The following is a 25,086-nucleotide window of genomic DNA, read 5'->3' as shown; positions in this document are numbered from 1 at the left end:
ATAGGGGGAAATCAATGGTTGTGGCGCAAGCTTGCCGGGCGGCCACGCAACACTAGGCCAGGCAAGCGATCGGTAGCGATAGCAGTGCAGCGACGATGCCAGCGGGGGCTGTCGCAGTGGGGATTACGTGTACGAATGGGGATGGTGCAAACATCATCAAACCTTCCAGGGTTTTTGAAACACGCCGGCGTGTGGCCAGGCGAAGCAATGCGGCAAACTTATGCGCGTGCTAGTAGTAGTCGCGATAGCGACAGCAGGGAAGGGGATGAATGTTTGAAGGAGGACATGCACTTAATGTACGGGAAATCAGGCGGGGCTGTCAAGCGTTTCCGTTCTACACGTAATGCACGTGCGCCGCCCCGTCCGGCGCATCTTGCGCCATGCGCGCCAGGATGCGCTGCAGGATGGTCGCTTCGTCGGGCAGGCGCGCGGCGAAGGCTGGCCAGCCGCGCAGCTCCAGTTGTTGCGGCATGTCCACCAGGCCCGTGATGGCATCGTGGAAAGCATCCCAGTTCATGCCATAGAAGGAAGGAAAACCCAGTGCGGCGGCCAGCGCCGCGTGCAGCTGGCGTGGCGAGTTGATATCGCTCAAGTCGATTGACACAAGGGTTGGTCTCTTCACACTATTCCCTTGAGCAAGTTCTGCAGGTTGGCACGCATGCCGGCGACCACCGTTTCGTGCCGTTCCAGGATAGCGGACGCATCCTGGAATGGCGCCGGGTCCAGATACAGGCGCGGCAAGTCGGCCACGGCCACGCCGCGCGGGCCGCCGCGCAGGATGTCGTCCGCATGCTGCTGGATCGAGTTGACGGCCGCCTGGATGCGCGGCGTCGCCGAGGCGGCCAGGCAGGCGGCCAGCGCGGCGTCGAGGTCGGCGCGCGCGGGCGCCTGCGGCAGCACGGGGGCGGCGATCTGTTCCAGCGGCGACATATTGACGGCCGGCTTGCGGTAGGCGAGCAAGGTGTCAAGCGCCATCAGCCGGTGCGGGCCGCCGCGCCGCAGCCAGTCCAGGATGCGCGGCCACGGCGTGCCCAGCAGCGCCGCCGCCACGCCCCATTGTCCCGCCACGGGCGAGCCCACATTGGCGTCGATCCAGGCGAGGGCGGCCGGATTGCCCGTGTAGGCCAGCAAGGCGGCGTTCGACGAGCGCAGCGCGGGCGCCTGCGTGACGAGGATGGCGGTCAGCCAGGCGAGGGCGCCGTCGGGCGGCTGCTGCGATAGCTGTTGGGTAAACGGGTCGCTCAGGGCGCGGCTGTCGGAAAATTGATATGCGTCGGACATGTTCTGTGATTCGGCGAGTGAGAAGAGTTTATAGGTTGACTGCCTGCCAGGCCAGGGGCAGGGCTGAGCAAGCAGGGTTGAGCAATACATCGGACGCTGCGACGCCGGAGGGTTGGCGGCTACTGCGCCGATTTTTGGCAGCGTGCGGAAAAGTGCATGGTGGCGCTGTTTTCGAACGGGGAATTGATCTCGCCCTTTACCTCCTTCAATTTGCCGCTAAAGCGCATGGTCAGCGGGCCGCTGGCCGGTCCCGCGTCATATGTGCACGCCAGGTTGTCGCCGCTTTGCCGGCAGTCGTAGAAGTTGCTCGCCTTGCCGCGCTCGTCAACCATGAGGGTGCCTTGCGCCCCGTGCTGGTCGGGGGCGTCAAAGCTGAGTGCTATCGTGTGCTCCCCCGGATCCATGGGCATCTGCAAGTTCCCCGTACAGGTAAAGCCCGCCATTTTCTCCGCGATGTTATTGGCACCCTGCGTCGCCGCGACGGCGTTGGCGCCGGCCGCACCCAGCAGGGCGGCAACGAGCAGGCATGGATGGGCGATGAGGCGTAACAGGTCTGTTTTCATAAGCCGATCAATATAGGTTGGCTTGCGGCGCCAGGCTGGTGCGCGCAATTGATTATATTAAAAACAACATTAATGATGCGGTAAGCCAGGCGCCAGTCTAGCAGCCGCAGTGGCGCGCACGATTCGGAATCTTGTTATTTATTAACATTTAAGGCGGCCTTCAGTGCGGGCGGCCCCGCTTGCGCTACAATCGGCTCTCCTTTGTTGCCACTGCCGCGCGCGGTTCTCATTCTCCACCATGTTCCCTAAACGCCTGACCCTGCTTGCCCTGGCCGCCTTTGCGCTGGCCGGCTGCGAAACCACCGCCCCGAAACCTATCCAGGTATTGACGCCACCCGAGCCCATCGTCGTCACGCCGCGCAAGATCAAGATCGGCCTGGCCCTGGGCGGCGGCGCGGCGCGCGGTTTCGCGCACATCGGCGTGATCAAGGCGCTCGAATCGCAGGGCATCAACGCGGACATCGTCACGGGCACCAGCGCCGGCAGCGTGGTGGGTGCCATGTATGCGGCGGGCAACTCCGGCTTCGCCTTGCAAAAGATGGCGTTCGACATGGACGAGGCGGCCATTTCCGACTGGGCCTTGCCCCTGTTCGGCAAGTCGTCCGGCGTGCTGAAGGGCGAAGCGCTGCAAAGCTATGTCAACAAGGCCGTGGGCGGCGTGCCGCTGGAAAAACTGAAAATTCCGTTTGGCGTGGTGGCGACCGACCTGAAAAATGGCCAGCCGATCCTGTTCCAGCGTGGCAACACCGGCATGGCCGTGCGCGCCTCGTCGGCCGTGCCGGGCGTGTTCCAGCCCGTGACGATCGCCGGCCACACCTATGTCGATGGCGGCCTCGTCGCTCCCGTGCCCGTGCGCTTCGCGCGCGACATGGGCGCCGATTTCATCATCGCCGTGAATATTTCGTCGCAAACGGATACGCAAAAGGCAATCAGCTCGATGGAAGTGCTGATGCAGACCTTCGCCATCATGGGCCAGCGCATCAACCAGTTCGAGCTGAAGGATGCGGACGTGGTGATCCAGCCCAGCCTGGGAACCATGAAGGGCAATGATTTCAACAGCCGCAACCAGGCGATCCTGGCGGGCGAGCAGGCGACCTTTGCCGTCATGGCGCAGCTCAAGCAAAAGCTGAAAGCCAAGCGCGAGCAGTAGGGGATAGCGCTGCTGCGCATTTCGTATACAATTTTGATTCAACATAACAAGGATGCACCATGCAATCGAAACCGATTTTGACCCTGGACGACGTAAAGAAAATCGCTGCCGCCGCCGAAGCGGAAGCGGTCAAGAATAACTGGGCGGTCACGATCGCCATCGTCGACGACGGCGGCCACCTGCTGTGGCTGCAGCGCATGGATGGCGTGGCGCCGATCTCGTCGCACATCGCCCCATCGAAAGCCAAGACGGCCGCGCTGGGCCGCCGCGAATCGCGCATCTATGAAGAGATGATCAACGGCGGCCGCGTCTCGTTCCTGAGCGCACCGGAAATCGACGGCTTGCTGGAAGGCGGCGTGCCCATCGTGTTCGACGGCCACTACGTGGGCGCCGTCGGCGTCTCGGGCGTCAAGTCCGCCGAGGACGCGCAAATCGCGAAAGCGGGCATTGCCGCCCTGACGGCCTAAGTAGTAGCCGCAGTTGCAGAATAAGCCGCCCCGCGCAAGCCGGGCGGCTTTTTTCATGGGGCGGGGGATTTATGCTGCTGCGCAAAAAAATGCCACCGATTCCGAGTTTTCTTCCTTGTGGAAAAGCTTCCTTTTGGTTATAATTCAAAGGTTTAGCCAATCACACATATACCGTAGCGACTACCCATCCCCTCATTCAAAATGACCGTTGAAACACCCTGAGTGCATCTGGCTCGGGTATCTAGGCGGTCGGTCTGACGTGGCGCAGCTACGGTAACTTTATCAGGAGTTGCCCTTGCCGCCATTTTTTTCTGGCCCTGCCGTTCCAGCCATATTAGCGCTTGCTGATGGAACGATCTTTAAAGGTTTTTCGATCGGTGCCGCCGGTCATACCACGGGCGAGGTCGTTTTCAACACCTCGATGACCGGGTATCAGGAAATCCTTACCGACCCAAGCTATTGCCGCCAGATGGTCACCCTGACCTATCCGCATATCGGCAATACGGGCGTCAATCCGGAAGACGTCGAATCTTCCAAGGTTCACGCCGCTGGCCTCATCATCCGCGATCTGCCATTGCTGGCATCCAGTTTCCGTTCCACCCTCTCCCTGTCCGATTACCTGAAAGCTGAAAATATCGTCGCCATCGCCGGCATCGATACACGCAAGCTCACGCGCATCCTGCGTGAAAAAGGTGCGCAGGGCGGCGCCATCCTCGTCGGTACGCAAGGCAACGAGCCATCCGCCGCGCAAGCGCTGGAACTGGCCCGCTCCTTCCCCGGCCTGGCCGGCATGGACCTGGCCAAGGTCGTGTCCAGCAAGGACGCCTACGAGTACCGCGAAACGGAATGGACCTTGGGCGAAGGCTATGGCCAGCTGGCCGACGCGGACGCGAAATACCACGTGGTCGCCTTCGACTACGGCGTCAAGCGCAATATCCTGCGCATGCTGACGGCGCGCGGCTGCAAAGTCACCGTGCTGCCCGCGCAAGCGACGGCTGCCGACGCCCTGGCGCTCAATCCGGACGGCATCTTCCTGTCGAACGGCCCCGGCGACCCGGAACCGTGCGACTACGCGATTGCGGCGACCAAGGAACTGATCGAGAAGGGCATCCCGACCTTCGGCATCTGCCTCGGCCACCAGATCATGGCTTTGGCTTCCGGTGCGAAAACGCTGAAGATGAAGTTCGGCCACCACGGCGCCAACCACCCGGTGCAAGACCTGGAAACGAAACAGGTCTTGATTACCTCGCAAAACCACGGTTTCGCAGTCGACGCGGCAACCTTGCCCGCGAACTGCCGCGTGACCCATGAATCGCTGTTCGACGGCTCCCTGCAGGGCTTTGCCCGCACGGACAAGCCGGCCTTCTGCTTCCAGGGCCACCCTGAAGCGTCGCCGGGCCCGATGGATGTTGCTTACCTGTTTGACCGCTTCATCAACTTGATGGCTGCGGAGGAGAAAAAGAAAAATGCCTAAACGTTTAGATATCAAAAGTATTCTGATTATTGGCGCTGGCCCGATCGTGATCGGCCAGGCCTGCGAATTCGATTATTCCGGCGCGCAAGCGTGCAAGGCCCTGCGCGAAGAGGGCTACAAAGTCATCCTGGTCAACAGCAATCCTGCGACCATCATGACAGATCCGGAAATGGCCGACGTGACCTATATCGAACCGATCACCTGGTCGGTCGTTGAACGCATCATCGCCAAGGAGCGTCCTGACGCCATCCTGCCGACGATGGGCGGCCAGACGGCGCTGAACTGCGCGCTGGACCTGTTCAACAATGGCGTGCTGGCAAAATACAACGTCGAGCTGATCGGCGCGTCGCCGGAAGCCATCGACAAGGCGGAAGACCGTTCCAAGTTCAAGGACGCGATGACCAAGATCGGCCTCGGTTCGGCCCGTTCCGGCGTGGCGCACTCGATGGAAGAATCGTGGGCCGTGCAGCGCACCCTGGGCTTCCCGACCATCATCCGTCCATCGTTCACCATGGGCGGCTCCGGCGGCGGCATCGCCTACAACGAAGAAGAATTCGAAACCATCTGCAAGCGCGGCCTGGAAGCATCGCCGACGAAAGAGTTGCTGATCGAAGAATCGTTGCTGGGCTGGAAAGAGTACGAGATGGAAGTGGTGCGCGACAAGGCGGACAACTGCATCATCATCTGCTCGATCGAAAACCTCGACCCGATGGGCGTGCACACGGGCGACTCCATCACGGTTGCGCCAGCGCAAACCCTGACGGACAAGGAATACCAGATCATGCGCAATGCCAGTCTGGCAGTGCTGCGCGAGATCGGCGTCGACACGGGTGGCTCGAACGTGCAATTCTCGATCAACCCCGTCGATGGCCGCATGATCGTCATCGAGATGAACCCGCGCGTGTCGCGTTCGTCGGCCCTGGCATCGAAAGCGACGGGTTTCCCGATCGCCAAGATCGCCGCCAAGCTGGCCGTCGGTTTCACCCTGGACGAGCTGCGCAATGAAATCACGGGCGGCGCCACGCCGGCTTCGTTCGAGCCGTCGATCGATTACGTCGTCACGAAGATCCCCCGTTTCACGTTCGAGAAATTCCCGACCGCCGACCACCACCTGACGACGCAGATGAAATCCGTCGGCGAAGTGATGGCCATCGGCCGTACCTTCCAGGAATCGTTCCAGAAAGCCTTGCGCGGCCTGGAAGTGGGCGTGGACGGCATGAATGAAAAGACCAAGGACCGCGAAAAGATCGAAGAAGAACTGGGCGAGCCTGGTCCTGAGCGCATCTGGTACGTGGGCGATGCGTTTGCGCAAGGTTTCACTTTGGAAGAAGTGCACAACCTGACCAAGATCGACCCATGGTTCTTGATCCAGATCAAGGAGATCGTCGACCTGGAACTGTGGCTCGATACGCAGAAGCTGGAAAACCTGGACAAGAACACCCTGTACAAGTTGAAACAGAAGGGCTTCTCGGACCGCCGCCTGGGCTTCCTGCTGCAGACGACCGACACGGCCGTGCGCCAGCAGCGCCATGCGCTGAACATCCGTCCCGTCTACAAGCGCGTCGACACGTGCGCGGCGGAATTCTCGACCGACACGGCGTACATGTATTCCACGTACGACGAAGAGTGCGAATCGAATCCGACCGACAAGAAAAAGATCATGGTGCTGGGCGGTGGCCCGAACCGTATCGGCCAGGGTATCGAGTTTGACTATTGCTGCGTCCACGCGGCCCTCGCCATGCGCGAAGACGGCTACGAAACCATCATGGTCAATTGCAACCCAGAAACCGTTTCGACCGACTACGATACCTCGGACCGCCTGTATTTCGAATCGCTGACGCTGGAAGACGTGCTGGAAATCGTCGCCATCGAAAAACCGGTAGGCGTGATCGTGCAGTACGGCGGCCAGACGCCATTGAAACTGGCGCTGGACCTGGAAGCGAATGGCGTACCGATCATCGGCACCTCGCCCGACATGATCGATGCGGCCGAAGACCGCGAGCGTTTCCAGCAAATGCTGCACAAGCTGGAACTGCGCCAGCCGCCTAACCGCACCGCGCGCACGGAAGCCGACGCTTTGGCGCTGGCGCAGGAAATCGGTTACCCGCTGGTCGTGCGTCCATCGTACGTGCTGGGCGGCCGCGCCATGGAAATCGTCCACGAGCAGCGCGACCTCGAGCGCTACATGCGCGAAGCCGTCAAGGTTTCGCACGATTCGCCGGTGCTGCTGGACCGCTTCCTGAACGACGCCATCGAGTGCGACGTCGATTGCATCTCCGACGGCGAAACGACGTTCATCGGCGGCGTGATGGAACACATCGAACAGGCTGGCGTCCACTCGGGCGACTCGGCTTGCTCGCTGCCACCATACTCGTTGGCACCGGAAACCATTGAAGAACTGAAACGCCAGACGGCGCTGATGGCCAAGGGTCTGAACGTGGTCGGCCTGATGAACGTGCAGTTTGCGATCCAGAAGCAAGAGATCGATGGCCAGCTGAAAGACGTCGTCTTCGTGCTGGAAGTCAATCCACGCGCTTCGCGCACCGTGCCTTTCGTCTCGAAAGCCACCGGCTTGCAACTGGCGAAGATCGCCGCGCGCTGCATGGTTGGCCAGTCGCTGGCGTCGCAAGGCATCACGCAGGAAGTCGTGCCGCCATACTTCAGCGTCAAGGAAGCCGTGTTCCCGTTCGTCAAGTTCCCTGGCGTGGACACCATCCTAGGCCCTGAAATGAAATCGACGGGTGAAGTCATGGGCGTGGGCCTGACGTTCGGCGAAGCGTTTGTGAAATCGCAACTGGGCGCCGGCGTGAACCTGCCAAAATCGGGCAAGGTCTTCATCAGCGTGAAAGCGTCGGACAAGCCGCGCGCCGTGCAAGTGGCGCGTGACCTGGTCGAGTCCGGCTTCACCGTGGTCGCCACCAAGGGTACCGCCGCCGTGATCGCTGCTGCCGGCATCGCCGTCACGCCAGTGAACAAGGTGATCGAAGGCCGCCCGCACGTGGTCGACATGATCAAGAACCATGAAATCGTGCTGGTGATCAACACCGTGGAAGAAAAGCGCAGCGCCATCGTCGATTCGCGGGCCATCCGCACGTCGGCCCTGGCATCGCGCGTGACGACCTACACCACCATCGCCGGCGCGGAAGCGGCCGTCGAAGGCATCCGCCACCTGGATGAGCTGCGTGTGTACGATTTGCAAGGTCTGCACAAGACCTTGAACTAAGTGCGTTTGCAGTGGCCGCCGTTAGGCGGTACACTGCATGCTTATCAACCACAGAGTTCCGTGCAGAGCAGCGCGCGGCCTCTGTGGTTTTCACTTGGTAAGTCCGTTAACCGTGGCAAAACACGGACAGCGGCGCCGATAACTAGCAGATAGTAGAGATAACATGACCTCAGTCCCATTGACCAAATACGGCGCAGAACTCTTGAAGGAAGAGCTGCATCATTTGAAGACCAAGGAACGCCGCATCGTCATCGATGCGATCGCCGAAGCGCGTTCGCACGGAGATTTGTCGGAAAACGCCGAGTACGATGCCGCCAAGGAACGCCAGGCCTTCGTCGAAGGCCGCATTGCCGAGCTCGAAGGCAAGCTGGGCGCAGCGCAAATCATCGACCCGACCGCGCTCGACGCGGAAGGCCGCGTGGTGTTTGCCTCGACCGTGAACCTGGAAGACCTGGAATCGGGCCAGAAAGTCACGTACCAGATCGTCGGCCTCGATGAAGCTGACTTGAAAATGAACAAGGTTTCCGTGACGTCCCCGATCGCCCGCGCGCTGATCGGCAAGTACGCCGGCGACGTGGTGGAAGTGCAGGCGCCGTCCGGCCCGCGCGAGTACGAAATCCTGGAAGTGCTGTACATCTGATGCTGATGCGCGTGCGCCTCCTCGTTGCCACCCTGTGGGCCGGCAGCCTGTGGACCATCGGCTTCATCGTGGCGCCCACCCTGTTCGGTACCCTCAGCGACCGCGTGCTGGCGGGCAATATCGCCGGCAGCATGTTCCGCGCCGAGGCCTGGCTGTCCATCGCCTGTGCGCTGGTGCTGCTGGCCCTGTTGCAATGGGGCGCGGGCGCGCTGGAGTTGAAGCGCCGCCGTTTGCTGGCCGCATTGGTACTATCGATGCTGGTGTGCGCGCTGCTCAGCCATTTCGGCATTTCGCCCCTGATGGCCGAACTCAAGGCGCAAGCGCCGTCGGGCATCATGGACGAGGCCATGCGCAGCCGCTTCGGCATGCTGCATGGCGTATCGACCCTGATCTTTGCCGTGCAGAGCCTGCTGGCGGGCGTGCTGATCTGGAAGCAACAGTAATCTTGATTCAGCAGCAATAAAAAAGCGGAGCAGGGAATATCCCGTGCTCCGCTTCTTGTTTCAAGCCCGGCCGCCTTGCGGTGGCCGGGTGAACAGGCTTACTTGCTGCCCAGTGCGCTTTTCTTGGCGCTTTTCTGACGCGGCTTGGCACGCTTGATGGAACCGCCTTCGGTAACGCGCTCATTGCCCTTGATCATGACTTTCGTCACGCTCGGGCGCTTGGTGCCGCTGGCGCTGGCCTTGACGATGGTCACTTCGCGCATGCCTTTGCCGGCGCTGACCTTCTCCTTAACCACTTCTTTTTTCGGACGGTAGATTACCAGCAGTTTGCCAATATGTTGTACCGGGGCGGCGCCGAGATTGCCGCAAATCGTATCGTACATTCCGACGCGGGCTTCGCGGTCGTCGCCGAACACGCGGACTTTAATCAGACCGTGCGAATCCAGGCCAAGGTCGATCTCTTTGAGGACAGCAGGTGTCAAGCCCGCTTCGCCAATAATGACGATAGGCTTCAGCGCGTGTGCTTCGGCGCGCAGTGCGCTGCGCTCTACGGGTGTAAGTTTTAGCATAATAATATTTAGTAATTCCCTTAAAAGCAGTATTCTACGCGAATGGCAAAGAAGAAATTAAACAAAAACTGGTTGCACGACCACATAAATGATCCATATGTGAAGTTGGCGCAAAAAGAGGGCTACCGCGCCCGGGCAGCATACAAGCTGAAAGAAATCGATGAAGACGAGAAACTGATCAAACCTGGCCAGGTGATCGTCGACCTGGGTTGCACTCCTGGCAGCTGGGCCCAGTACACGCGGCGCAAGCTGGCCGGCAAGGACGGCGGCGGGGTCAATGGTACCCTGATTGGCCTGGACATGCTGGAAATGGAGCCGATTGCCGATTTCCACTTCATCCAGGGCGACTTCCGCGAAGCGCGCGTGCTGCGCCAGCTGGAGGTGGTGTTGCAGGGCCGCAAGGTGGACCTGGTCTTGTCGGACATGGCGCCCAACCTGTCGGGCATCGCCACGGCGGATGCCGCGCGCATGGAACACTTGATCGACCTGGCCATCGAATTCTCGCAATTGCACCTGAAACCGTCTGGCGTGCTGCTGGTGAAATGCTTCAAGGACATGGGTTTCAGCCAGATCGTGGAGAAATTCCGCGCCGAATTCAAGGTCGTCGTGCAGAAAAAACCCAAGGCCAGCCGCGATAAATCGTCGGAAATCTTCCTGATGGGCCGTGGAATCAAGAATCCGCTGAAAAATGCCGTGGAAGAAGATGATTCCGCCCTTGATATTTAAGAGGGAATCCGCACATGGGAACGAGAAGTGCAGTAGCGTCTGATGGCATAAAAGCCTAAATTGTTTATACTGCATTTTTTTGCGTGAACGCGATTTTTTCGCGCGCACGGATCGGCGGGCTTTGGCACGGCCCGCTTATTGCGAGTAAAATCGTGTTTCTAGCTATAGGTAAAGAGATGCGCACTGCATCCAAGGAGTCTTCGTGAATAACATGTTTTCCAAATCTGCCATCTGGGTAGTCGTATTGCTGCTGTTGTTCATGCTGTTCAAGCAATTCGACAGTCATGGCGCCACAGGCGGCAGCAAGGCCATCGCTTATTCCGATTTGCTGGATGAAGTCAAAGCCAAGCGCGTCAAGGATGTCGTGATCGAAGGTTCGTCGATCACCGCCAAGCTGATGGACGACACCAAGGTGCGTACCACCGCCACCAGCCTCGACAAGGGCTTGATCGGCGACTTGCGCGACAATGGCGTGCATTTCGATGTGCGTCCGCCCGAGGAAGCGTCTTTCCTGCAAACTATTTTTGTTTCCTGGTTCCCCATGCTGCTGTTGATCGGCGTCTGGGTCTTCTTCATGCGTCAGATGCAAGGCGGCGGCAAGGGCGGGGCATTCTCGTTCGGCAAGTCGAAGGCGCGCATGATGGATGAAGCCAGCAACACCGTCACCTTCGCCGATGTCGCCGGTTGCGACGAAGCGAAAGAAGAAGTCAACGAAGTGGTCGACTTCCTCAAGGATCCGAGCAAATTCCAGAAACTGGGCGGCCGCATTCCCCGCGGCGTACTGATGGTCGGTCCTCCGGGCACGGGTAAAACCCTGCTGGCGCGCGCCATCGCCGGCGAAGCCAAGGTGCCGTTCTTCTCGATTTCCGGTTCCGACTTCGTGGAAATGTTCGTCGGCGTCGGCGCCAGCCGCGTGCGCGACATGTTTGAAAACGCGAAAAAGCATTCGCCATGCATCATCTTCATCGACGAGATCGACGCTGTCGGCCGTCACCGCGGCGCCGGCATGGGCGGCGGCAATGACGAACGCGAACAGACCCTGAACCAGTTGCTGGTCGAGATGGACGGTTTTGAAGCGAACTCCGGCGTGATCGTCGTGGCCGCCACCAACCGCGCCGACGTACTCGACAAAGCGCTGCTGCGTCCGGGCCGTTTCGACCGCCAGGTGTCCGTCGGCTTGCCCGATATCCGCGGCCGCGAGCAGATCTTGAACGTGCACATGCGCAAAGTACCTATCGGTACCGACGTGAAAGCCGATATCCTGGCCCGCGGCACCCCCGGTTTCTCGGGCGCGGACCTGGCCAACCTGGTCAACGAGGCAGCCCTGTTCGCCGCGCGCCGCAGCAAGCGCCTGGTGGAAATGGCGGACTTCGAAGATGCGAAAGACAAGATTTACATGGGTCCAGAGCGTAAATCGATGATCATCCGCGAGGAAGAGCGTCGCAATACGGCTTACCATGAGTCCGGTCACGCCGTCGTCGCCAAGCTGTTGCCGAAGGCCGATCCCGTGCACAAGGTAACGATCATGCCGCGCGGCTGGGCCCTGGGCCTGACGTGGCAGTTGCCGGAACACGACAACTTGTCCGCCTACAAGGACAAGATGCTGGAAGAAATTTCCATCCTGTTCGGTGGCCGTATCGCCGAAGAGATTTTCGTGGGCCAAATGTCCACGGGCGCGTCGAACGACTTCTCGCGTGCCACCAAGCTGGCCCGTTCCATGGTGACCCGCTTCGGCATGTCCGACAGCATGGGCGTGATGGTCTACGAAGACAGCGAAAACGAAGGTTTCTTCGGTGGCGCCACGAAGACGATCTCGGAAGCGACCCAGCAAAAGGTCGATGCTGAAATCCGCAACATTCTCGACAAGCAATATGCATTGGCGCGCACCTTGCTGGAAGGCAACCGCGACAAGGTCGAAATGATGACCAAAGCCTTGCTGGAATGGGAAACCATTGACGCAGAGCAAATCAATGACATCATGGCCGGCCTGGAGCCGCGTCCACCGAAAGTCATCCCGCCACGCCGCAATGCGGGCGACAGCGGCACGGGCGGCATCTCGCCTAACGTGACGGCGCCAGCCTGATAGCGACCACTGCCTGATTAGCGGCATGCAAGAGAAGGGTAAGGAGCAATCCTTGCCCTTTTTCGTTGCCGCCGCAGTTTTTTCCTGACGACTACAAAGAATCACATGCGACACTATTTGCAATTCGGCCGTTTCGGCTTCAACCTGCAGGGCACGCAGGCGCTGGTGATGGGCATCCTGAACATCACGCCCGACTCGTTTTCCGATGCGGGCCAGTACCAGCACCTGGAATTTGCCATTTCCCGCGCCGAGCAGATGATCATGGACGGTGTCGACATCATCGACATCGGCGGCGAATCGAGCCGCCCCGGCGCGCCGCCGCTGCCGCTGCAAGACGAGTTGCAGCGCGTCATGCCGGTGCTGTACGCCTTGCGCGACTGCGGCAAGCCCCTGTCCGTCGACACCTACAAGCCGGAAGTAATGCGCGAAGCCATCCTGGCGGGCGCCGACATGATCAACGATATCAACGGTTTCCGCGCGCCGGGCGCCATTGACGCCGTGCGGGACAGCGATTGCGCGCTGTGCATCATGCACATGCAAAACGTGCCGGAAACTATGCAAGCCCAGCCGCAGTACGAAGATGTGGTGCGCGAAGTCATCGACTTCCTGCGCGAGCGCATCGACACGATGACGGCGGCCGGCATCGCCCGCGAGCGCCTGTGCGTCGATCCCGGCTTTGGCTTCGGCAAGACGGTGGAGCAGAACTACGCCCTATTGCGCGCCACGCGCCAGTTGCGCAGCGAACTGGGCCTGCCTGTGCTGGCCGGGCTGTCGCGCAAGTCGATGATCGGCGCCGTCACGGGGCGTCCCGTCGAGCAGCGCCTGGCCGGCAGTGTTGCCGGTGCACTTGCTGCGGTAGCGCAAGGTGCGGAAATTATCCGTGTGCATGATGTAGCTGAAACCGTCGATGCACTGAAGGTCTGGCGCATGGCACACTGAGCCTGTAAGATTTATCATAAACAACAAAAAGAGAAATACTATGACGCGTAAATATTTTGGCACGGATGGCATCCGCGGCCTGGTGGGCACGGCTCCGATCACCCCCGATTTCGTCATGCGCCTCGGCTATGCTGCCGGCAAGGTGCTGGCCAAGTCGCAAGGCGGCAAGACGCGACCGACGGTGCTGATCGGCAAGGACACGCGCATTTCCGGCTACATGCTGGAAGCGGCGCTGGAAGCGGGCCTGTCGGCCGCCGGCGTGGATGTGATGCTGGCCGGCCCCATGCCGACCCCGGCAATTGCCTACCTGACGCGGGCGCTGCGCCTGTCGGCCGGCGTGGTCATTTCCGCCTCGCATAACCCGTACCACGACAATGGCATCAAGTTCTTTTCCGGCCAGGGCACCAAGCTGCCCGACAGCGTGGAACTGGAAATCGAAGCGGCACTCGACGAGCCCATGGCTTGCGTGCCCTCGGACAAGCTGGGCCGCGCCAAGCGCCTGGACGATGCCCAGGGTCGTTACATCGAATTTTGCAAGGGTACCTTCCCGAACGAGCTGGACTTGCGCGGCCTGAAGATCGTCGTCGATTGCGCGCACGGCGCCGCCTACCATATCGCGCCGCACGTGTTCCATGAGCTGGGCGCGGAAGTCATCGCCATCGGCAACAAGCCCGACGGTTTCAATATCAATGCGGGCTTCGGCGCCACGGCAACCAAGGCCATGGCCGAAGCCGTCGTCGAGCACGGCGCCGACCTGGGCATCGCCCTCGATGGCGACGCCGACCGCCTGATCATGTGCGATGCCACGGGCCGCTTGTATAACGGCGACGAGTTGTTATACGTCATGGTCAAGGACCGCCTGGCGACCGGTCCCGTGGCCGGCGCCGTCGGCACCCTGATGACGAATATGGCGCTGGAAGTGCTGTTCAAGCAGCAGGGCATCGGCTTTGCGCGCGCCAAGGTGGGCGACCGCTACGTGCTGGAAGTCATGAAGGAAAAGGGCTGGATACTGGGCGGTGAAGGTTCCGGCCATCTGCTGTGTCTGGACAAGCACACGACGGGCGACGGCATCGTTTCCGCGCTGCAAGTATTGTCCGCCCTCAAGCGCAGCGGCCAGAGCCTGCAGCAATGCCTGGCCGAACTGGTGCTGTTCCCGCAAACCCTGATCAACCTGCGCGTGGCGCCCGGTTTCGACTGGCAAAAAAATGCCGCCATGGTGGCCGAGAAAGAACTGGTCGAGGCCGAGCTGGGCGACACGGGTCGCGTGCTGATCCGCGCTTCCGGCACCGAGCCGCTGATCCGCGTGATGGTCGAGGCAAAAGATAAGGAAAAGGCCGAGTCGATGGCGCGCCGCATTGCGGATAAAGTGGCTGTGTAAAGGCAGGCGCCGATAGTTATTTCCATCTAATTCGTCTATGGCAATTGACGAAATTGGGTGGGGGCGTTATTATCTTGTCTTCGGAGTGTGGCGCAGCCCGGTAGCGCACCTGGTTTGGGACCAGGGGGTCCAAGGTTCGAATCCTTGTACTCCGACCAAAGTCATAAGCGGGCTGTCAGAAATGACAGCCCGTTTTCTATTCCTCGCTGGCATTTCATTGCTGGCGCGCATGGATTAAAATACTGCACCTCTCCGCCCATCGTTCAACGGATAGGACAACGGTCTTCTAAACCGTGAATGGGGGTTCGATTCCCTCTGGGCGGACCAGTTTCATACTGGCCACGATCATGCTGCGGCAAGCTGCCGCAACGCAACGCACCCTATCTTTCCCCCCCACATCCGGTTTTCGCGCAGCGGTTCAGGGCTGCGCGCCCAGCACTAAGCTCAGCAAATACAGCAGCGGCGCCGCGCACAGCAGCGCGGAACACAGCGACAGTACTTTCTTGCTGGCCAGGCGTGCCAGGCGCAGCCGTTCGCGCACGGGCAAGTGCTGGCGCAGCGCATGGCGCGCGCGCGGCTGGAATGGGGATTCATGCATGTGGGCTCCCTCGCAACGGTGACTGAAGATGCCGGTCAGCATAGCGGGAGAGGCATAAAGGCGGTGTAAAGAGTGGGCGGCGCGGCGCAAGCGCGCTGTAAACATGGGTGCGCCGGCGCCGTGTTGCGGGTCTTGCCCGATGCTCTTATTTTGCCTGGCGGCGGCGCGCCAGGACGCCGAGCAGGCCCAGGCCGGCGAGCAGCATGGCATAGGTTTCCGGTTCAGGGACGGCGGAAACGTAGGCGCGGTAATTGCTCAGGTCCTTGGGCAAGCCTGCCACCGTGAAGGTCGTGCCGGCTGCGACGGGCGCTGCCCATTGGAAGACCAGTTCGCCCTGGCCGAAATGGATGGCCAGGTAATCATAGGCCGCCGCACTCGTGAAGGAATTCACCCCGCCGCTGGCGCCTGCCGTGGTGCCGGCGGTGCAGCCTGAGGTGGCATTGTCGCAAAACGAGACGGCCGCACCCAGGCTGGTGCCGAAAACGCCGTTGATATAGCCCTGGATGTCGGTGGGACTCTGCGGCACGAGATTGTCGTTATAGTATTTCACCATGAGGGCAGGTGACGGCGAGTAAGTGACGGTGCTGCCTTCGATGCTGAAACCGCTGGCCGGTCCCACATCGACCCATGTAGCAGCCTGTGCCACGCCCATGCAGGCCGTCAGGGCGGCCAGCATGGATGCCCGTATGGCAATGCTTGTTATGCTTTTCATGAAAATCCCCTTTTATTTTATTGCAGACATTTCACTGCTTCAGGGTGCGCGCCGTCCGGTCAGGGAGGTCGACTTGTCGCCCGGTCGCCTTTGCGTGAGTACGCATATGCAAGCTTAGTCTTGATGTAAATTAATACAATTTAAATAATGCTATTGGCATGCTTGACAACATCGCATACGGCTATGTATGGCTGTGCTGGCGAAAGCCTGTACGGCGAGCGGAAATGGCGTGACAAGGCACGCCAGCTTGTGCTAGCAATGCATTGAGTAGGGAGAGGGGCGGCGGGTTTCAGTCGCTGTTATTGCTGACGCCGAACAAGCGATCCTTGGCGTTGAGCAGCTTTTGCACCTTGGCGCCCATTTTCATCAGCTGCGCCATCGATTCGGGCGACAGGCGCTGCAAGTCGTCGAACCAGGTGTTGGCCAGGTCGACCAGTTCATACATTTCGCGCATGCGCTCCTGCGCATACTGGTCGACGGGTTCCGTGGCTGGCGCCAGCAGCGATTCGCGCAGCACCGTCAGGGTGGGCGCCACTTCGCGGCGGCGGCGCTCGGCGGCCACCACGCGGAAGATTTGCCACACATCGCCCAGCGAGGAAAAATACTCGCGCCGGTCGCCGGGGATGCGCGACTGGCGGATCAAGCCCCAGCCCTGCAATTCCTTCAAGCCGATGCTCACGTTCGAGCGTGAAAAACTCAGGTGTTCCGCGATTTCATCCGCGTGTAAAGGATGCTCTGCGACAAACAACAAGGCGTACACTTGCCCCACTGTCCGGTTAAAGCCCCAGCGGCTGCCCATCTCGCCGAAATGGCTGACGAAGGTCAGGATCAGCGGCGTCATTTGGATATGTTGAGTTTTCATAATTATCTGAATTTTTTCACGCCACACCCGCAGGGTCAATTGATATATGTCATGTTTCGCAGTATTATGCAAAATATCGAATTTACAGAAAATTCTGAAAACTCAAAAAGTATAGATATGCCTACCACGCCGCTGTCCTTGCCCCGCTTTATCCTTCCCCGTGCCGCCAGCCTGGCGCAGGGCGGCGCCGCCTTGCTGTGGCTGCCGCAAGCGGCTTTGCTGGCCTGGGCCGTGCAAGCCATGCTGGCCGGTGCACCCTGGCGCGCGGCCCTGTTGCCGGCCGCCGGCGTGCTGCTGCTGGGCGTGCTGCGCGCCGGCTGCGAAGCGTGGGGCGCGCGGCGCATGTATGCGGCGGCGCGCGACCACCTGTCCACCTTGCGCGTGCAAGTGGCGCAAGCGCTGGCGCACCGTTCGCCGCTGGACCGCCAGCGCGCCCAGTCGGGCCAGGCGGCCAGCGTCATCGCCGAACAGGCCGAAGCCATCGTGCCCTACCTGGTGCGCTACAAGCCCGCGCGCTGGAAAGTCATGCTCGTGCCGCTCGTGATCCTCGCCGTGGTGACGCCCCTGTCGTGGATCGCCGCGCTGATCCTGCTCATCGCCGCGCCCCTGATTCCCGTCTTCATGGCCCTCGTGGGCATGGGTGCGCAAGCGGCCAGCCGCGCGCAGATGGTGGAAATGGGCAGCATGAACGCCTTTCTATTGGACCGCCTGCGCGGCTTGGCCACCCTGCGCGCGCTCGATGCCGTCGGTGTCACGGCCGAACGCCTGGATGCTTCGTCGCAATCCGTGCGCCGGCGCACGATGGTGGTGCTGCGCATCGCCTTCCTGTCGTCCGCCGTGCTGGAACTGTTTTCCGCGCTCGGTGTCGCCATGGTGGCCGCGTTTATCGGTTTCTCCTTGCTGGGCAGCATCAATTTCGGTACCTGGGGCCGCGAACTGAGCCTGGGGCAGGGCTTGTTCATCCTGCTGCTGGCGCCCGCGTTTTTCGAACCCTTGCGCGAACTGGCCGCCGTCTGGCACGACAAGGCGGCCGGCGAAGCGGGCCTGGCCGGCCTGCACGATCTGGCGGCCGAGGGCGTGCCCCTGCCCGGCGCCGGCGTGGCAGCCGCTGCCGTCTCCGCCGCCGCCATGGCCGTGGCGCCGCCGCCCGCTATCGATATCCATCAACTGCGCTTTGCCCATCCCGGCGAGGCGCCCGTCTTCGACGGCTTCGACCTGACCGTGCGCGCCGGCGAACATGTCGCCCTGCTGGGCGCCAGCGGCGCCGGCAAGACCACCTTGCTGTCCTTGCTGGCCGGCTTGCTGCCCGCCAGCGGCGGCGAGATCCGCATCGGCGGCGTGCGTCTGAACGACGGCACCGTGAATACCTTGCGCCAGCGCATGGCGTGGATGGGCCAGCGTCCCCATGTGTTTGCCGCCTCCGTCAGCCAGAACGTGACCCTGGGCCGCGTGGGCGCGCATGCCGCGCAAGTGACGCAGGCGCTGCACCTGGCCGACCTGGCTGCCGTGGCGCAGGCGCAGCCGGCCGTCATGCTCAGCGATGGCGGGCAGGGCTTGTCCGGCGGCGAAGCCGTGCGCCTGGCCCTGGCCCGCGTGGCCCTGCATCCGCATGCGGACTTGCTGCTGGTCGATGAACCGACGGCCCACCTGGACAGCGAAACGGCGGCGCGCGTGACGGACGCCTTGCTGGAATTGGCGAAAGGCAAGACGATGATCGTCGCCACGCACGACCCCGTGCTGGCCGGCCGCCTGCAGCGCACGGTGCAGGTCGATGCCCGGGCGCAGGCACAGGAGTTGCGCGCATGAACACCACACTGATCTCGCATCCCGTCCTGCGGCAATTGCTGCTGGCCCAACCAGGCAAGCTGATCGGGGGCGCCTTGCTGGCGGCCCTGACGGCGGTGTCCGGCATGGCCTTATTGGGCTTGTCCGGCTGGTTCATCACGGCCACCTCGATTGCCGGCCTGCATGCCTCGACGGCCATCCTGTTCGACGTGTTCGGCCCGTCGGCCGGCATCCGCCTGCTGGCCATCGGCCGCACGGGCTCGCGCTATGCGGAACGCCTCGTCACGCACGACGCCACGTTCGCCGCGCTGGCCAGCATCCGCGTGCAACTGTTTCGCGGCTGGTCGCGCCCGGAAGCGGCCAGCCGCCTGCTGCGCCAGCCCGCCAAGCTGCTGTTCCGCCTGACGGCCGATATCGATGCGCTCGAATCGCTGTACCTGCGCCTGCTGGTGCCCGCCTTCACGGCCCTGTGCGCGGCCTTGCTGGCGGGTGTGGCGCTGGGCGTGATGCAGTGGCAGCTGGGCCTGGGACTGGCCGCGTGGCTGCTGGCCGCCGGCGGCGGCATCAGCTGGAGCGTGGCGCGCCGCGCCCGCCGCCCGGCCATCCTGCGCTCGCGCGGCATCGAAAAACTGCGTTCCGGCGCCATCGACCTGGTGGCCGGCCAGACGGATCTGGTGATGGCGGGCCGCATCGACGCCCAGTGCGCGGCGCTGGGGCGGATCGACCGCTCGCTGGCGCAAGCCGATTTCGCCCTGCTGCGCCTGGAAACGGCGGCGGGCGCCGCGTATGGCGTGGCCGGCAGCGCGACCCTGGCTGGCGTGCTGCTGGCCGTCGCCGCGCTGGTGCAGCAGCAGGCGCTGAGCGTGCCGGCCGCGGCGCTGGCCCTGCTGATCGCCCTGACGGCCGTGGAACCGTTTGCGGGACTGCGCCGCGGCGCGCTGGAGGCGGGGCGCATGCTGCTGGCGATGCGCCGCCTGGCGCCGCGTCTGGAGCAGCAGGATGTCGCCACGCTGCCCCTGGATGCCGCACCGGGCTTGCGCCTGGAACGCGTCAGCGCCGCGCATGCGGGCAGCCATGTGGCCATCCTGTATGACGTATCGCTGCACATCGCCGCCGGCGAGCGCGTGGCCTTGATCGGCCCCAGCGGCGCGGGCAAGTCCACCTTGCTGGCCCTGGCCGCGCGCGAGCTGGCGCCATTGTCGGGCAAGGTGAGCGCGCCGCGCGCCTGCCTGTTCACGCAGAAGACGGAATTGTTCCAGGACAGCTTGCGCGACAACCTGCGCCTGGCCGACCCCGCCGCCAGCGATGCGCAGCTGTGGGCGGCGCTGCAGGCGGCCGGCTTGGACGACGAGGTGCGCGCCCTGGCGGGAGGCCTCGACACCATGCTGGGCGAGGGCGGCCTGGGCTTGTCGGGCGGGCAGGCGCGCCGTTTGGCGCTGGCGCGGCTGTTCCTGCACGAATCGACCTTGTGGCTGCTCGACGAAGCGACGGAAGCGCTGAATGCGGGGACGGCAAGCGACGTTTTGCAGCGCTTGCGCGCGCGCTGCGAAGGGCGCAGCTTGCTGATCGCAACCCACTTGCGGCGCGAAGCGGCGCTGGCGGATCGGCTGCTGCGCATCCGCGACGGCCGCATCGTCGAAGAGCTGCGGCGCGGCACGGATGGCTTCGAAGCGGCCCTGGCGGGCTTGCGGGGGGATTGACAAGAACGGAGACAGGCGGTGCCGCACGCCAGCCCGAAGGCGGCGGAACCAATCGAATCGCATCAGATAGATACCAAGTTTACAATTACAGTAGGGAAACACCAAGGAAATCATATGGACTTCGATATTGTCGCTTTATCCAGACTGCAGTTTGCGCTGACAGCCCTGTACCACTTTATATTCGTTCCGCTGACGATAGGCCTGTCAGTGATCCTCGCCATCATGGAGACGGTTTACGTGATGACGAACCGCCCCATCTGGCGCGACATGACCAAGTTCTGGGGTGTCTTGTTCGGCATCAACTTCGCCATGGGCGTGGCGACGGGCATCGTCATGGAATTCCAGTTCGGCATGAACTGGAGCTACTACAGCCATTACGTGGGCGACATTTTCGGCGCGCCGCTGGCCATCGAGGGCTTGATGGCCTTCTTCCTGGAAGCGACCTTCGTCGGCCTGTTCTTCTTCGGCTGGGACAAGCTGTCGAAGCGGGGCCACCTGGTCACGACCTGGCTGGTGGCCATCGGTTCGAACTTCTCGGCCCTGTGGATTTTGATCGCCAATGGCTGGATGCAAAATCCCGTCGGCGCGGCCTTCAATCCGCAAACCATGCGCATGGAAGTGACGGATTTCGGCGCCGTGCTGACGAATCCTGTTGCTCAGGCGAAATTCGTGCACACGGTGTCGGCCGGCTATACGGCCGCAGCCGTGTTCGTGCTGGGTATTTCCGCCTGGTATCTGCTGAAGGGCCGCCACGTGCAGCTGGCCAAGCGCTCGATGACGGTCGCCGCCTCGTTCGGCCTGGCCGCCTCGCTGTCGGTGGTGGTACTGGGCGATGAAAGCGGCTACCTGTCGTCGGAACACCAAAAGATGAAGCTGGCCGCGATCGAGGCCATGTGGACCACGGAGCCGGCCCCGGCCGCCTTCACGGCCTTCGGCTTCCCCGACGCGAAAGCGCGCGAGACGCATTATGCCGTGCACATCCCGATGGTGATGGGCTTGATCGGCACGCGTTCGCTGACGACGGAAATCCCCGGCATCGAGCAATTGGTCGACCGCGGCGAACTGCTGATCAAGGATGGCATCAAGGCGTATGACGCGCTGCAAACCATCCGCAGCGTGGCACCGGGCAGCCCCGTGCCGCAGGATGCGAAGGACATGTTCGAGTCGAAAGGCCAGTCCATGGGCTATGCCTTGCTGCTGAAACGCTATGTCGACGACCCGCGCCAGGCCACGCCCGAGCAAATTCGCAAGGCCGCGCTCGATACCGTGCCGCCCGTGGCGCCCCTGTTCTGGTCCTTCCGCGTGATGGTGGGCCTGGGCATGTTCTTTATCTTGTTGACCGGCACGTTCTTCCTGCTGTCGACGCGCCGCACCCTGGACAAGCACCGCTGGCTGCTGAAGCTGGCCGTATTCGCCATCCCGCTGCCGTGGGTGGCCATTGAAGCGGGCTGGATCGTGGCCGAAGTGGGCCGCCAGCCATGGGTGATCGAAGGCGTGCTGCCGACGGCCGTGGCCGTCTCGAACCTGGGTGCTTCGACCCTCCTGATCACGATTGCCGGCTTTGCCGCCATCTACACGGTGCTGTTGATTATTGAAATGAAGCTCATGCTCAAGGCCATCCGCAAGGGGCCGGAAGAGAAGGCGCCGGCCCCCGCGCCAGCCCCCGCAGCCATTCATACTCAACGCGCCTAAGGAGGGCCAGACCATGATTTTGCATGAAATGATTTCTTACGAAACACTGCGCCTGATCTGGTGGCTGCTGATCGGCATCTTGCTGGTGGGCTTTGCCATCACGGACGGCTTCGACCTGGGCACGGGCATCCTGCTGCCCTTCGTCGGCAAGACGGACCTCGAGCGCAGGGTCGTCATCAACAGTATCGGTCCCGTGTGGGAAGGCAACCAGGTGTGGCTGATCCTCGGCGGCGGCGCCATCTTCGCCGCCTGGCCGCAGCTGTACGCCGTGTCGTTTTCGGGCTTTTACCTGGCCATGTTCGTCATCCTCGTGGCGCTGATCGTGCGCCCCGTGGCCTTCAAGTTCCGCAGCAAGCGCGAAGACCCCCGCTGGCGCGCCCGCTGGGATGCGGCCCTGTTCGTGGGCGGTTTCGTGCCGGCCCTGATCTGCGGCGTGGCGATCGGCAACGTGCTGCAGGGCGTGCCGTTCCGTTTCTCGGCAGACATGCATATCTTCTATGACGGCAGTTTCTTTGCGCTGCTCAACCCGTTCGCGCTGCTGTGCGGCCTCGTCTCGGTGGCCATGCTGGTGATGCACGGCGCCACCTGGCTGCAGCTGAAAACGGACGGCCCGGTTGCCGAACGGGCGCGCCGCTACGGCAGCGTGGCGGCGCTTGCCACCGTCGTGCTGTATGCGCTGGCCGGCGTGGCCCTGTGGCTGTGGGTCGATGGCTACCGCATCAGCAGCACGGTGGTGGTCGACGGTCCGTCGAACCCGATGCTGAAAACGGCGGAAGTCCACGTGGGCGCCTGGTTCCTCAACTTTGCCGCCCATCCCTGGACCTGGATCGCCCCTGCGCTGGGCCTGCTTTGCCCGCTGCTGGCCTTCGCCTTCCAGCGCGCGCGCCGCGAAGTGCCCGCCTTGCTGGCCAGCGCGGCTGGCATCGCCGGCATCATCCTCGGCGTGGGCGCGGCCATGTTCCCGTTCATCCTGCCATCGTCGATCGACCCGCGCGCCAGCCTGACGGTGTGGGATTCCTCGTCCAGCCACATGACCCTGTTCATCATGCTGGTCGTCACGGCCATCTTCATTCCCCTCATCGTGGCGTACACGACGTGGGTGTATAAAGTGCTGTGGGGCAAGGTTGATGCAAAAGCAATCAAGGACGACAGCGGTCACGCCTACTAAGAATCAACGAAAGGATATAACTATGTGGTATTTCGCCTGGATACTGGGTCTTCCGCTGGCGGCGACCTTCGCCGTGCTCAATGCGATGTGGTATGAAGTCGCCGATGGCGACACGACGCCCGAGCAGTACCGCGACACGTCCGATTAGGAAACTGTCGGTTTGACTGGCCCCGCCCCGTGCGCATGCACCGGGCGGGGCTTTTGTTTTGGATCAAAGCAGGATGAATTCGCCGCGGATGCGCAGCTTCATGCCGCGCGGCGCGTCGGCGCCCGCCGCCACGGCCCAGGCCGTGATCCATTGCGCGCAGCGTTCGCGCTCGGCCGCATCGTGCAAGCGTTGCAGGCGCGCATCGGCCCGGTCGATGCGCTGGGCCAGGTACAGGCGCTGGTCCAGGGGATCCGTCTTTTTGCTGTAGTGCTGCATGGCGTTTCCTTTCCGCGTAGTAACTTCGTTCGGTCGTGGCATAGCCATCTACGCGGGGGCGGGGCGTCCGGATTCAGTTCAGGCAAAAAAAAGCCACCGCAACGGTGGCTGGCAAGGTGTGCCTTCAGGACGGCGTCTTGCCGGCTGGTTTTGGCGTGGCAATGGCGATCGGGTCGCTGGCCGGAAAGCTTTCCTTCAGCGCTTCATCGAGCGCTTCCTCGGCATGACTTTCGCTGGCCGGCGTGGGCGAATCGCGTTCCGGTGGCGGGGCAGGTGCGGTGGCGGCGTTGGTGCTCGAATGCATGGTGATCCCCTCGCGGTAGTGCGCCAGGCTGCCGGAATGGGCATGGCGCGTGCTGATGCTTCCAGCCTAGCACATCGCGCAGCGTCCCGCTGCGCCTGCCGAAGGGGATGAGGACGAGGTCTGCTACACTGCGCTCCACTTTTATCGATGGAACCGCCATGACTGCCATATCCCTGCCATACCGCGCCACCGCCCTTGACGCCTGTGCCTGGCTGGCTGAACAGACGGGCACGCCGTGGACCCTGGCGCGCTTGCTGGAGCAGGGCGGCTTGCCCTACGTCTGGCTCGATTACAGCGACGCATGGGCCGAGCTGTTCCATGACGGCGTGACGCGCTATGCGGCGCCCGTCGTGTTTATCGGGGACAAGCAGCACCTGGCCTCGGGCGCGGACGACGTGTGGCTGCGTTTTACGCGCGACTCGGGCAATATCGCCATCGAACTGAAGGCGCCGGGATTGCGCGCGCCGCTGGACGGCTTGCACTTCCAGGAGCGCGACCTGTTGCGTTTGCTCAAGGAGTTGCAGCATCCGCAGCCGGATGTCGCAGAGGCGGACAAGGGCCCGGTGATCTTGCCCAGCGCCTTGAAGGGCCTGGCCCGCGAGCAGATTTTGATCGCCTTTGCCGGCGTGGGCAAGGTCGACCTGGACAAGGGGCTGGCCAGCGGCGTGGGCATCTTCGGCGACGATGGCGCGCGCGTGCGCAAGAATTCGCGCGGCGGCAAGAACAGCCATCTGTGGCATCCGGTGACGTTGGCGTTCGGCTTGCACGACGTGCACCGCGTGCCGATGGCGCATCTGAAGAAGGCGTTCGCCACGCAACCATTGCTGCGCGAATGGAAGGCGGACTGGCTGGAATCGCTGCGCCTGCTGGGTGAGTAAGCAGATGCATCAAGCCTGCCGCGCGTC

The 25,086-nt window shown here is 62.4% G+C and carries 25 protein-coding genes and 2 tRNA genes; 18 read left to right on the top strand and 9 right to left on the bottom strand.

What is annotated here, in order from left to right; genetic code table 11:
- Positions 1–334: 334 nt before the first annotated feature.
- From O3298_RS16660 to O3298_RS16650, 3 genes are all read right to left on the bottom strand, one after another.
- Entirely contained in the window at positions 335–604 is a 270-nt protein-coding gene (locus O3298_RS16660) for a barstar family protein (protein WP_289915755.1), read from the bottom strand.
- Positions 605–618: 14 nt separating this feature from the next.
- Positions 619–1,281 (bottom strand): hypothetical protein, encoded by a 663-nt coding sequence (locus O3298_RS16655; protein WP_305060033.1) that lies wholly within the window; start codon positions 1,279–1,281, stop codon positions 619–621.
- A 119-nt stretch (positions 1,282–1,400) separates the two neighbouring features.
- Entirely contained in the window at positions 1,401–1,844 is a 444-nt protein-coding gene (locus O3298_RS16650; RefSeq protein ID WP_251351222.1) for a hypothetical protein, read from the bottom strand.
- A 238-nt stretch (positions 1,845–2,082) separates the two neighbouring features.
- Between O3298_RS16650 and O3298_RS16645 the strand changes: the two genes are divergently transcribed.
- The 6 genes from O3298_RS16645 (at position 2,083) to O3298_RS16620 (ending at position 9,241) form a co-directional block, all read left to right on the top strand.
- Positions 2,083–2,994, top strand: coding sequence for a patatin-like phospholipase family protein (locus tag O3298_RS16645; RefSeq protein WP_289911558.1), 912 nt, complete (start codon positions 2,083–2,085; stop codon positions 2,992–2,994).
- Positions 2,995–3,053: 59 nt separating this feature from the next.
- On the top strand, positions 3,054–3,461 hold the full coding sequence (locus O3298_RS16640) for a heme-binding protein (RefSeq protein WP_034786036.1): 408 nt from the start codon (positions 3,054–3,056) through the stop codon (positions 3,459–3,461).
- A gap of 295 nt (positions 3,462–3,756) precedes the next feature.
- The gene (gene carA, locus O3298_RS16635) at positions 3,757–4,935 is read left to right on the top strand and encodes a glutamine-hydrolyzing carbamoyl-phosphate synthase small subunit (protein WP_099664495.1); all 1,179 of its coding nucleotides are present in this window, start codon (positions 3,757–3,759) and stop codon (positions 4,933–4,935) included.
- Positions 4,928–8,158 (top strand): carbamoyl-phosphate synthase large subunit, encoded by a 3,231-nt coding sequence (carB, locus tag O3298_RS16630; RefSeq protein ID WP_099664494.1) that lies wholly within the window; start codon positions 4,928–4,930, stop codon positions 8,156–8,158. The genes carA and carB overlap by 8 nt, the downstream gene beginning before the upstream one ends.
- A gap of 163 nt (positions 8,159–8,321) precedes the next feature.
- Positions 8,322–8,798: a transcription elongation factor GreA gene (gene greA / locus O3298_RS16625; protein WP_034757428.1), complete on the top strand. Its 477-nt coding sequence runs from the start codon at positions 8,322–8,324 to the stop codon at positions 8,796–8,798.
- Positions 8,798–9,241: a DUF4149 domain-containing protein gene (locus tag O3298_RS16620; protein ID WP_305060032.1), complete on the top strand. Its 444-nt coding sequence runs from the start codon at positions 8,798–8,800 to the stop codon at positions 9,239–9,241. The genes greA and O3298_RS16620 overlap by 1 nt, the downstream gene beginning before the upstream one ends.
- Positions 9,242–9,339: 98 nt before the next feature.
- Here O3298_RS16620 and O3298_RS16615 read toward each other — a convergent pair whose 3' ends face one another.
- Entirely contained in the window at positions 9,340–9,810 is a 471-nt protein-coding gene (locus tag O3298_RS16615; RefSeq protein ID WP_010397237.1) for a YhbY family RNA-binding protein, read from the bottom strand.
- A 42-nt stretch (positions 9,811–9,852) separates the two neighbouring features.
- Between O3298_RS16615 and O3298_RS16610 the strand changes: the two genes are divergently transcribed.
- From O3298_RS16610 to O3298_RS16585, 6 genes are all read left to right on the top strand, one after another.
- Entirely contained in the window at positions 9,853–10,536 is a 684-nt protein-coding gene (locus O3298_RS16610) for an RlmE family RNA methyltransferase (protein ID WP_034757436.1), read from the top strand.
- A 202-nt stretch (positions 10,537–10,738) separates the two neighbouring features.
- A complete protein-coding gene (ftsH, locus tag O3298_RS16605) occupies positions 10,739–12,619 on the top strand; it encodes an ATP-dependent zinc metalloprotease FtsH (protein WP_035817778.1) in 1,881 nt (626 codons plus the stop codon).
- A gap of 105 nt (positions 12,620–12,724) precedes the next feature.
- Positions 12,725–13,558 (top strand): dihydropteroate synthase, encoded by an 834-nt coding sequence (gene folP / locus O3298_RS16600; RefSeq protein WP_251351226.1) that lies wholly within the window; start codon positions 12,725–12,727, stop codon positions 13,556–13,558.
- Positions 13,559–13,598: 40 nt separating this feature from the next.
- The gene (gene glmM, locus O3298_RS16595; RefSeq protein ID WP_099664491.1) at positions 13,599–14,936 is read left to right on the top strand and encodes a phosphoglucosamine mutase; all 1,338 of its coding nucleotides are present in this window, start codon (positions 13,599–13,601) and stop codon (positions 14,934–14,936) included.
- An 81-nt stretch (positions 14,937–15,017) separates the two neighbouring features.
- Positions 15,018–15,094, top strand: a tRNA-Pro gene (locus tag O3298_RS16590).
- Positions 15,095–15,188: 94 nt separating this feature from the next.
- Positions 15,189–15,263, top strand: a tRNA-Arg gene (locus O3298_RS16585).
- A 91-nt stretch (positions 15,264–15,354) separates the two neighbouring features.
- Here O3298_RS16585 and O3298_RS16580 read toward each other — a convergent pair.
- From O3298_RS16580 to O3298_RS16570, 3 genes are all read right to left on the bottom strand, one after another.
- A complete protein-coding gene (locus O3298_RS16580) occupies positions 15,355–15,534 on the bottom strand; it encodes a hypothetical protein (RefSeq protein WP_251351227.1) in 180 nt (59 codons plus the stop codon).
- A 145-nt stretch (positions 15,535–15,679) separates the two neighbouring features.
- Complete coding sequence (locus O3298_RS16575; RefSeq protein WP_099664489.1) at positions 15,680–16,246, bottom strand: PEP-CTERM sorting domain-containing protein; 567 nt, start codon at positions 16,244–16,246, stop codon at positions 15,680–15,682.
- Positions 16,247–16,535: 289 nt separating this feature from the next.
- On the bottom strand, positions 16,536–17,087 hold the full coding sequence (locus O3298_RS16570; RefSeq protein WP_170909696.1) for a GbsR/MarR family transcriptional regulator: 552 nt from the start codon (positions 17,085–17,087) through the stop codon (positions 16,536–16,538).
- 138 nt (positions 17,088–17,225) lie between these two features.
- On the opposite strand from O3298_RS16570, the gene cydD reads away from it, so the two are divergent.
- From cydD to cydX, 5 genes are all read left to right on the top strand, one after another.
- Positions 17,226–18,914, top strand: coding sequence for a thiol reductant ABC exporter subunit CydD (gene cydD / locus O3298_RS16565; RefSeq protein ID WP_305060031.1), 1,689 nt, complete (start codon positions 17,226–17,228; stop codon positions 18,912–18,914).
- Positions 18,911–20,593 (top strand): amino acid ABC transporter ATP-binding/permease protein, encoded by a 1,683-nt coding sequence (locus O3298_RS16560; protein WP_305060030.1) that lies wholly within the window; start codon positions 18,911–18,913, stop codon positions 20,591–20,593. Before cydD ends, O3298_RS16560 begins: the two co-directional genes overlap by 4 nt.
- A 114-nt stretch (positions 20,594–20,707) precedes the next feature.
- Positions 20,708–22,285, top strand: coding sequence for a cytochrome ubiquinol oxidase subunit I (locus O3298_RS16555; protein WP_305060029.1), 1,578 nt, complete (start codon positions 20,708–20,710; stop codon positions 22,283–22,285).
- 13 nt (positions 22,286–22,298) lie between these two features.
- Positions 22,299–23,453, top strand: a complete 1,155-nt coding sequence (cydB, locus tag O3298_RS16550; RefSeq protein ID WP_305060028.1) for a cytochrome d ubiquinol oxidase subunit II — start codon at positions 22,299–22,301, stop codon at positions 23,451–23,453.
- A 22-nt stretch (positions 23,454–23,475) separates the two neighbouring features.
- The gene (gene cydX / locus O3298_RS16545; RefSeq protein WP_077402854.1) at positions 23,476–23,601 is read left to right on the top strand and encodes a cytochrome bd-I oxidase subunit CydX; all 126 of its coding nucleotides are present in this window, start codon (positions 23,476–23,478) and stop codon (positions 23,599–23,601) included.
- A gap of 63 nt (positions 23,602–23,664) precedes the next feature.
- On the opposite strand, the gene O3298_RS16540 is transcribed toward cydX, so the two are convergent.
- Both O3298_RS16540 and O3298_RS16535 read right to left on the bottom strand, forming a co-directional pair.
- Entirely contained in the window at positions 23,665–23,877 is a 213-nt protein-coding gene (locus O3298_RS16540; RefSeq protein ID WP_099664484.1) for a hypothetical protein, read from the bottom strand.
- A 124-nt stretch (positions 23,878–24,001) separates the two neighbouring features.
- On the bottom strand, positions 24,002–24,181 hold the full coding sequence (locus tag O3298_RS16535) for a hypothetical protein (RefSeq protein ID WP_251351231.1): 180 nt from the start codon (positions 24,179–24,181) through the stop codon (positions 24,002–24,004).
- A 158-nt stretch (positions 24,182–24,339) separates the two neighbouring features.
- Between O3298_RS16535 and O3298_RS16530 the strand changes: the two genes are divergently transcribed.
- The gene (locus O3298_RS16530; protein ID WP_305060027.1) at positions 24,340–25,059 is read left to right on the top strand and encodes a hypothetical protein; all 720 of its coding nucleotides are present in this window, start codon (positions 24,340–24,342) and stop codon (positions 25,057–25,059) included.
- Positions 25,060–25,086 lie beyond the last annotated feature (27 nt).

Origin of the sequence: Janthinobacterium sp. SUN137 (assembly GCF_030587265.1) — a bacterium.
In the GTDB taxonomy this organism is placed as follows: Bacteria; Pseudomonadota; Gammaproteobacteria; order Burkholderiales; family Burkholderiaceae_D; genus Janthinobacterium; species Janthinobacterium kumbetense.
This window is presented reverse-complemented; position numbering and strand designations above follow the sequence as displayed.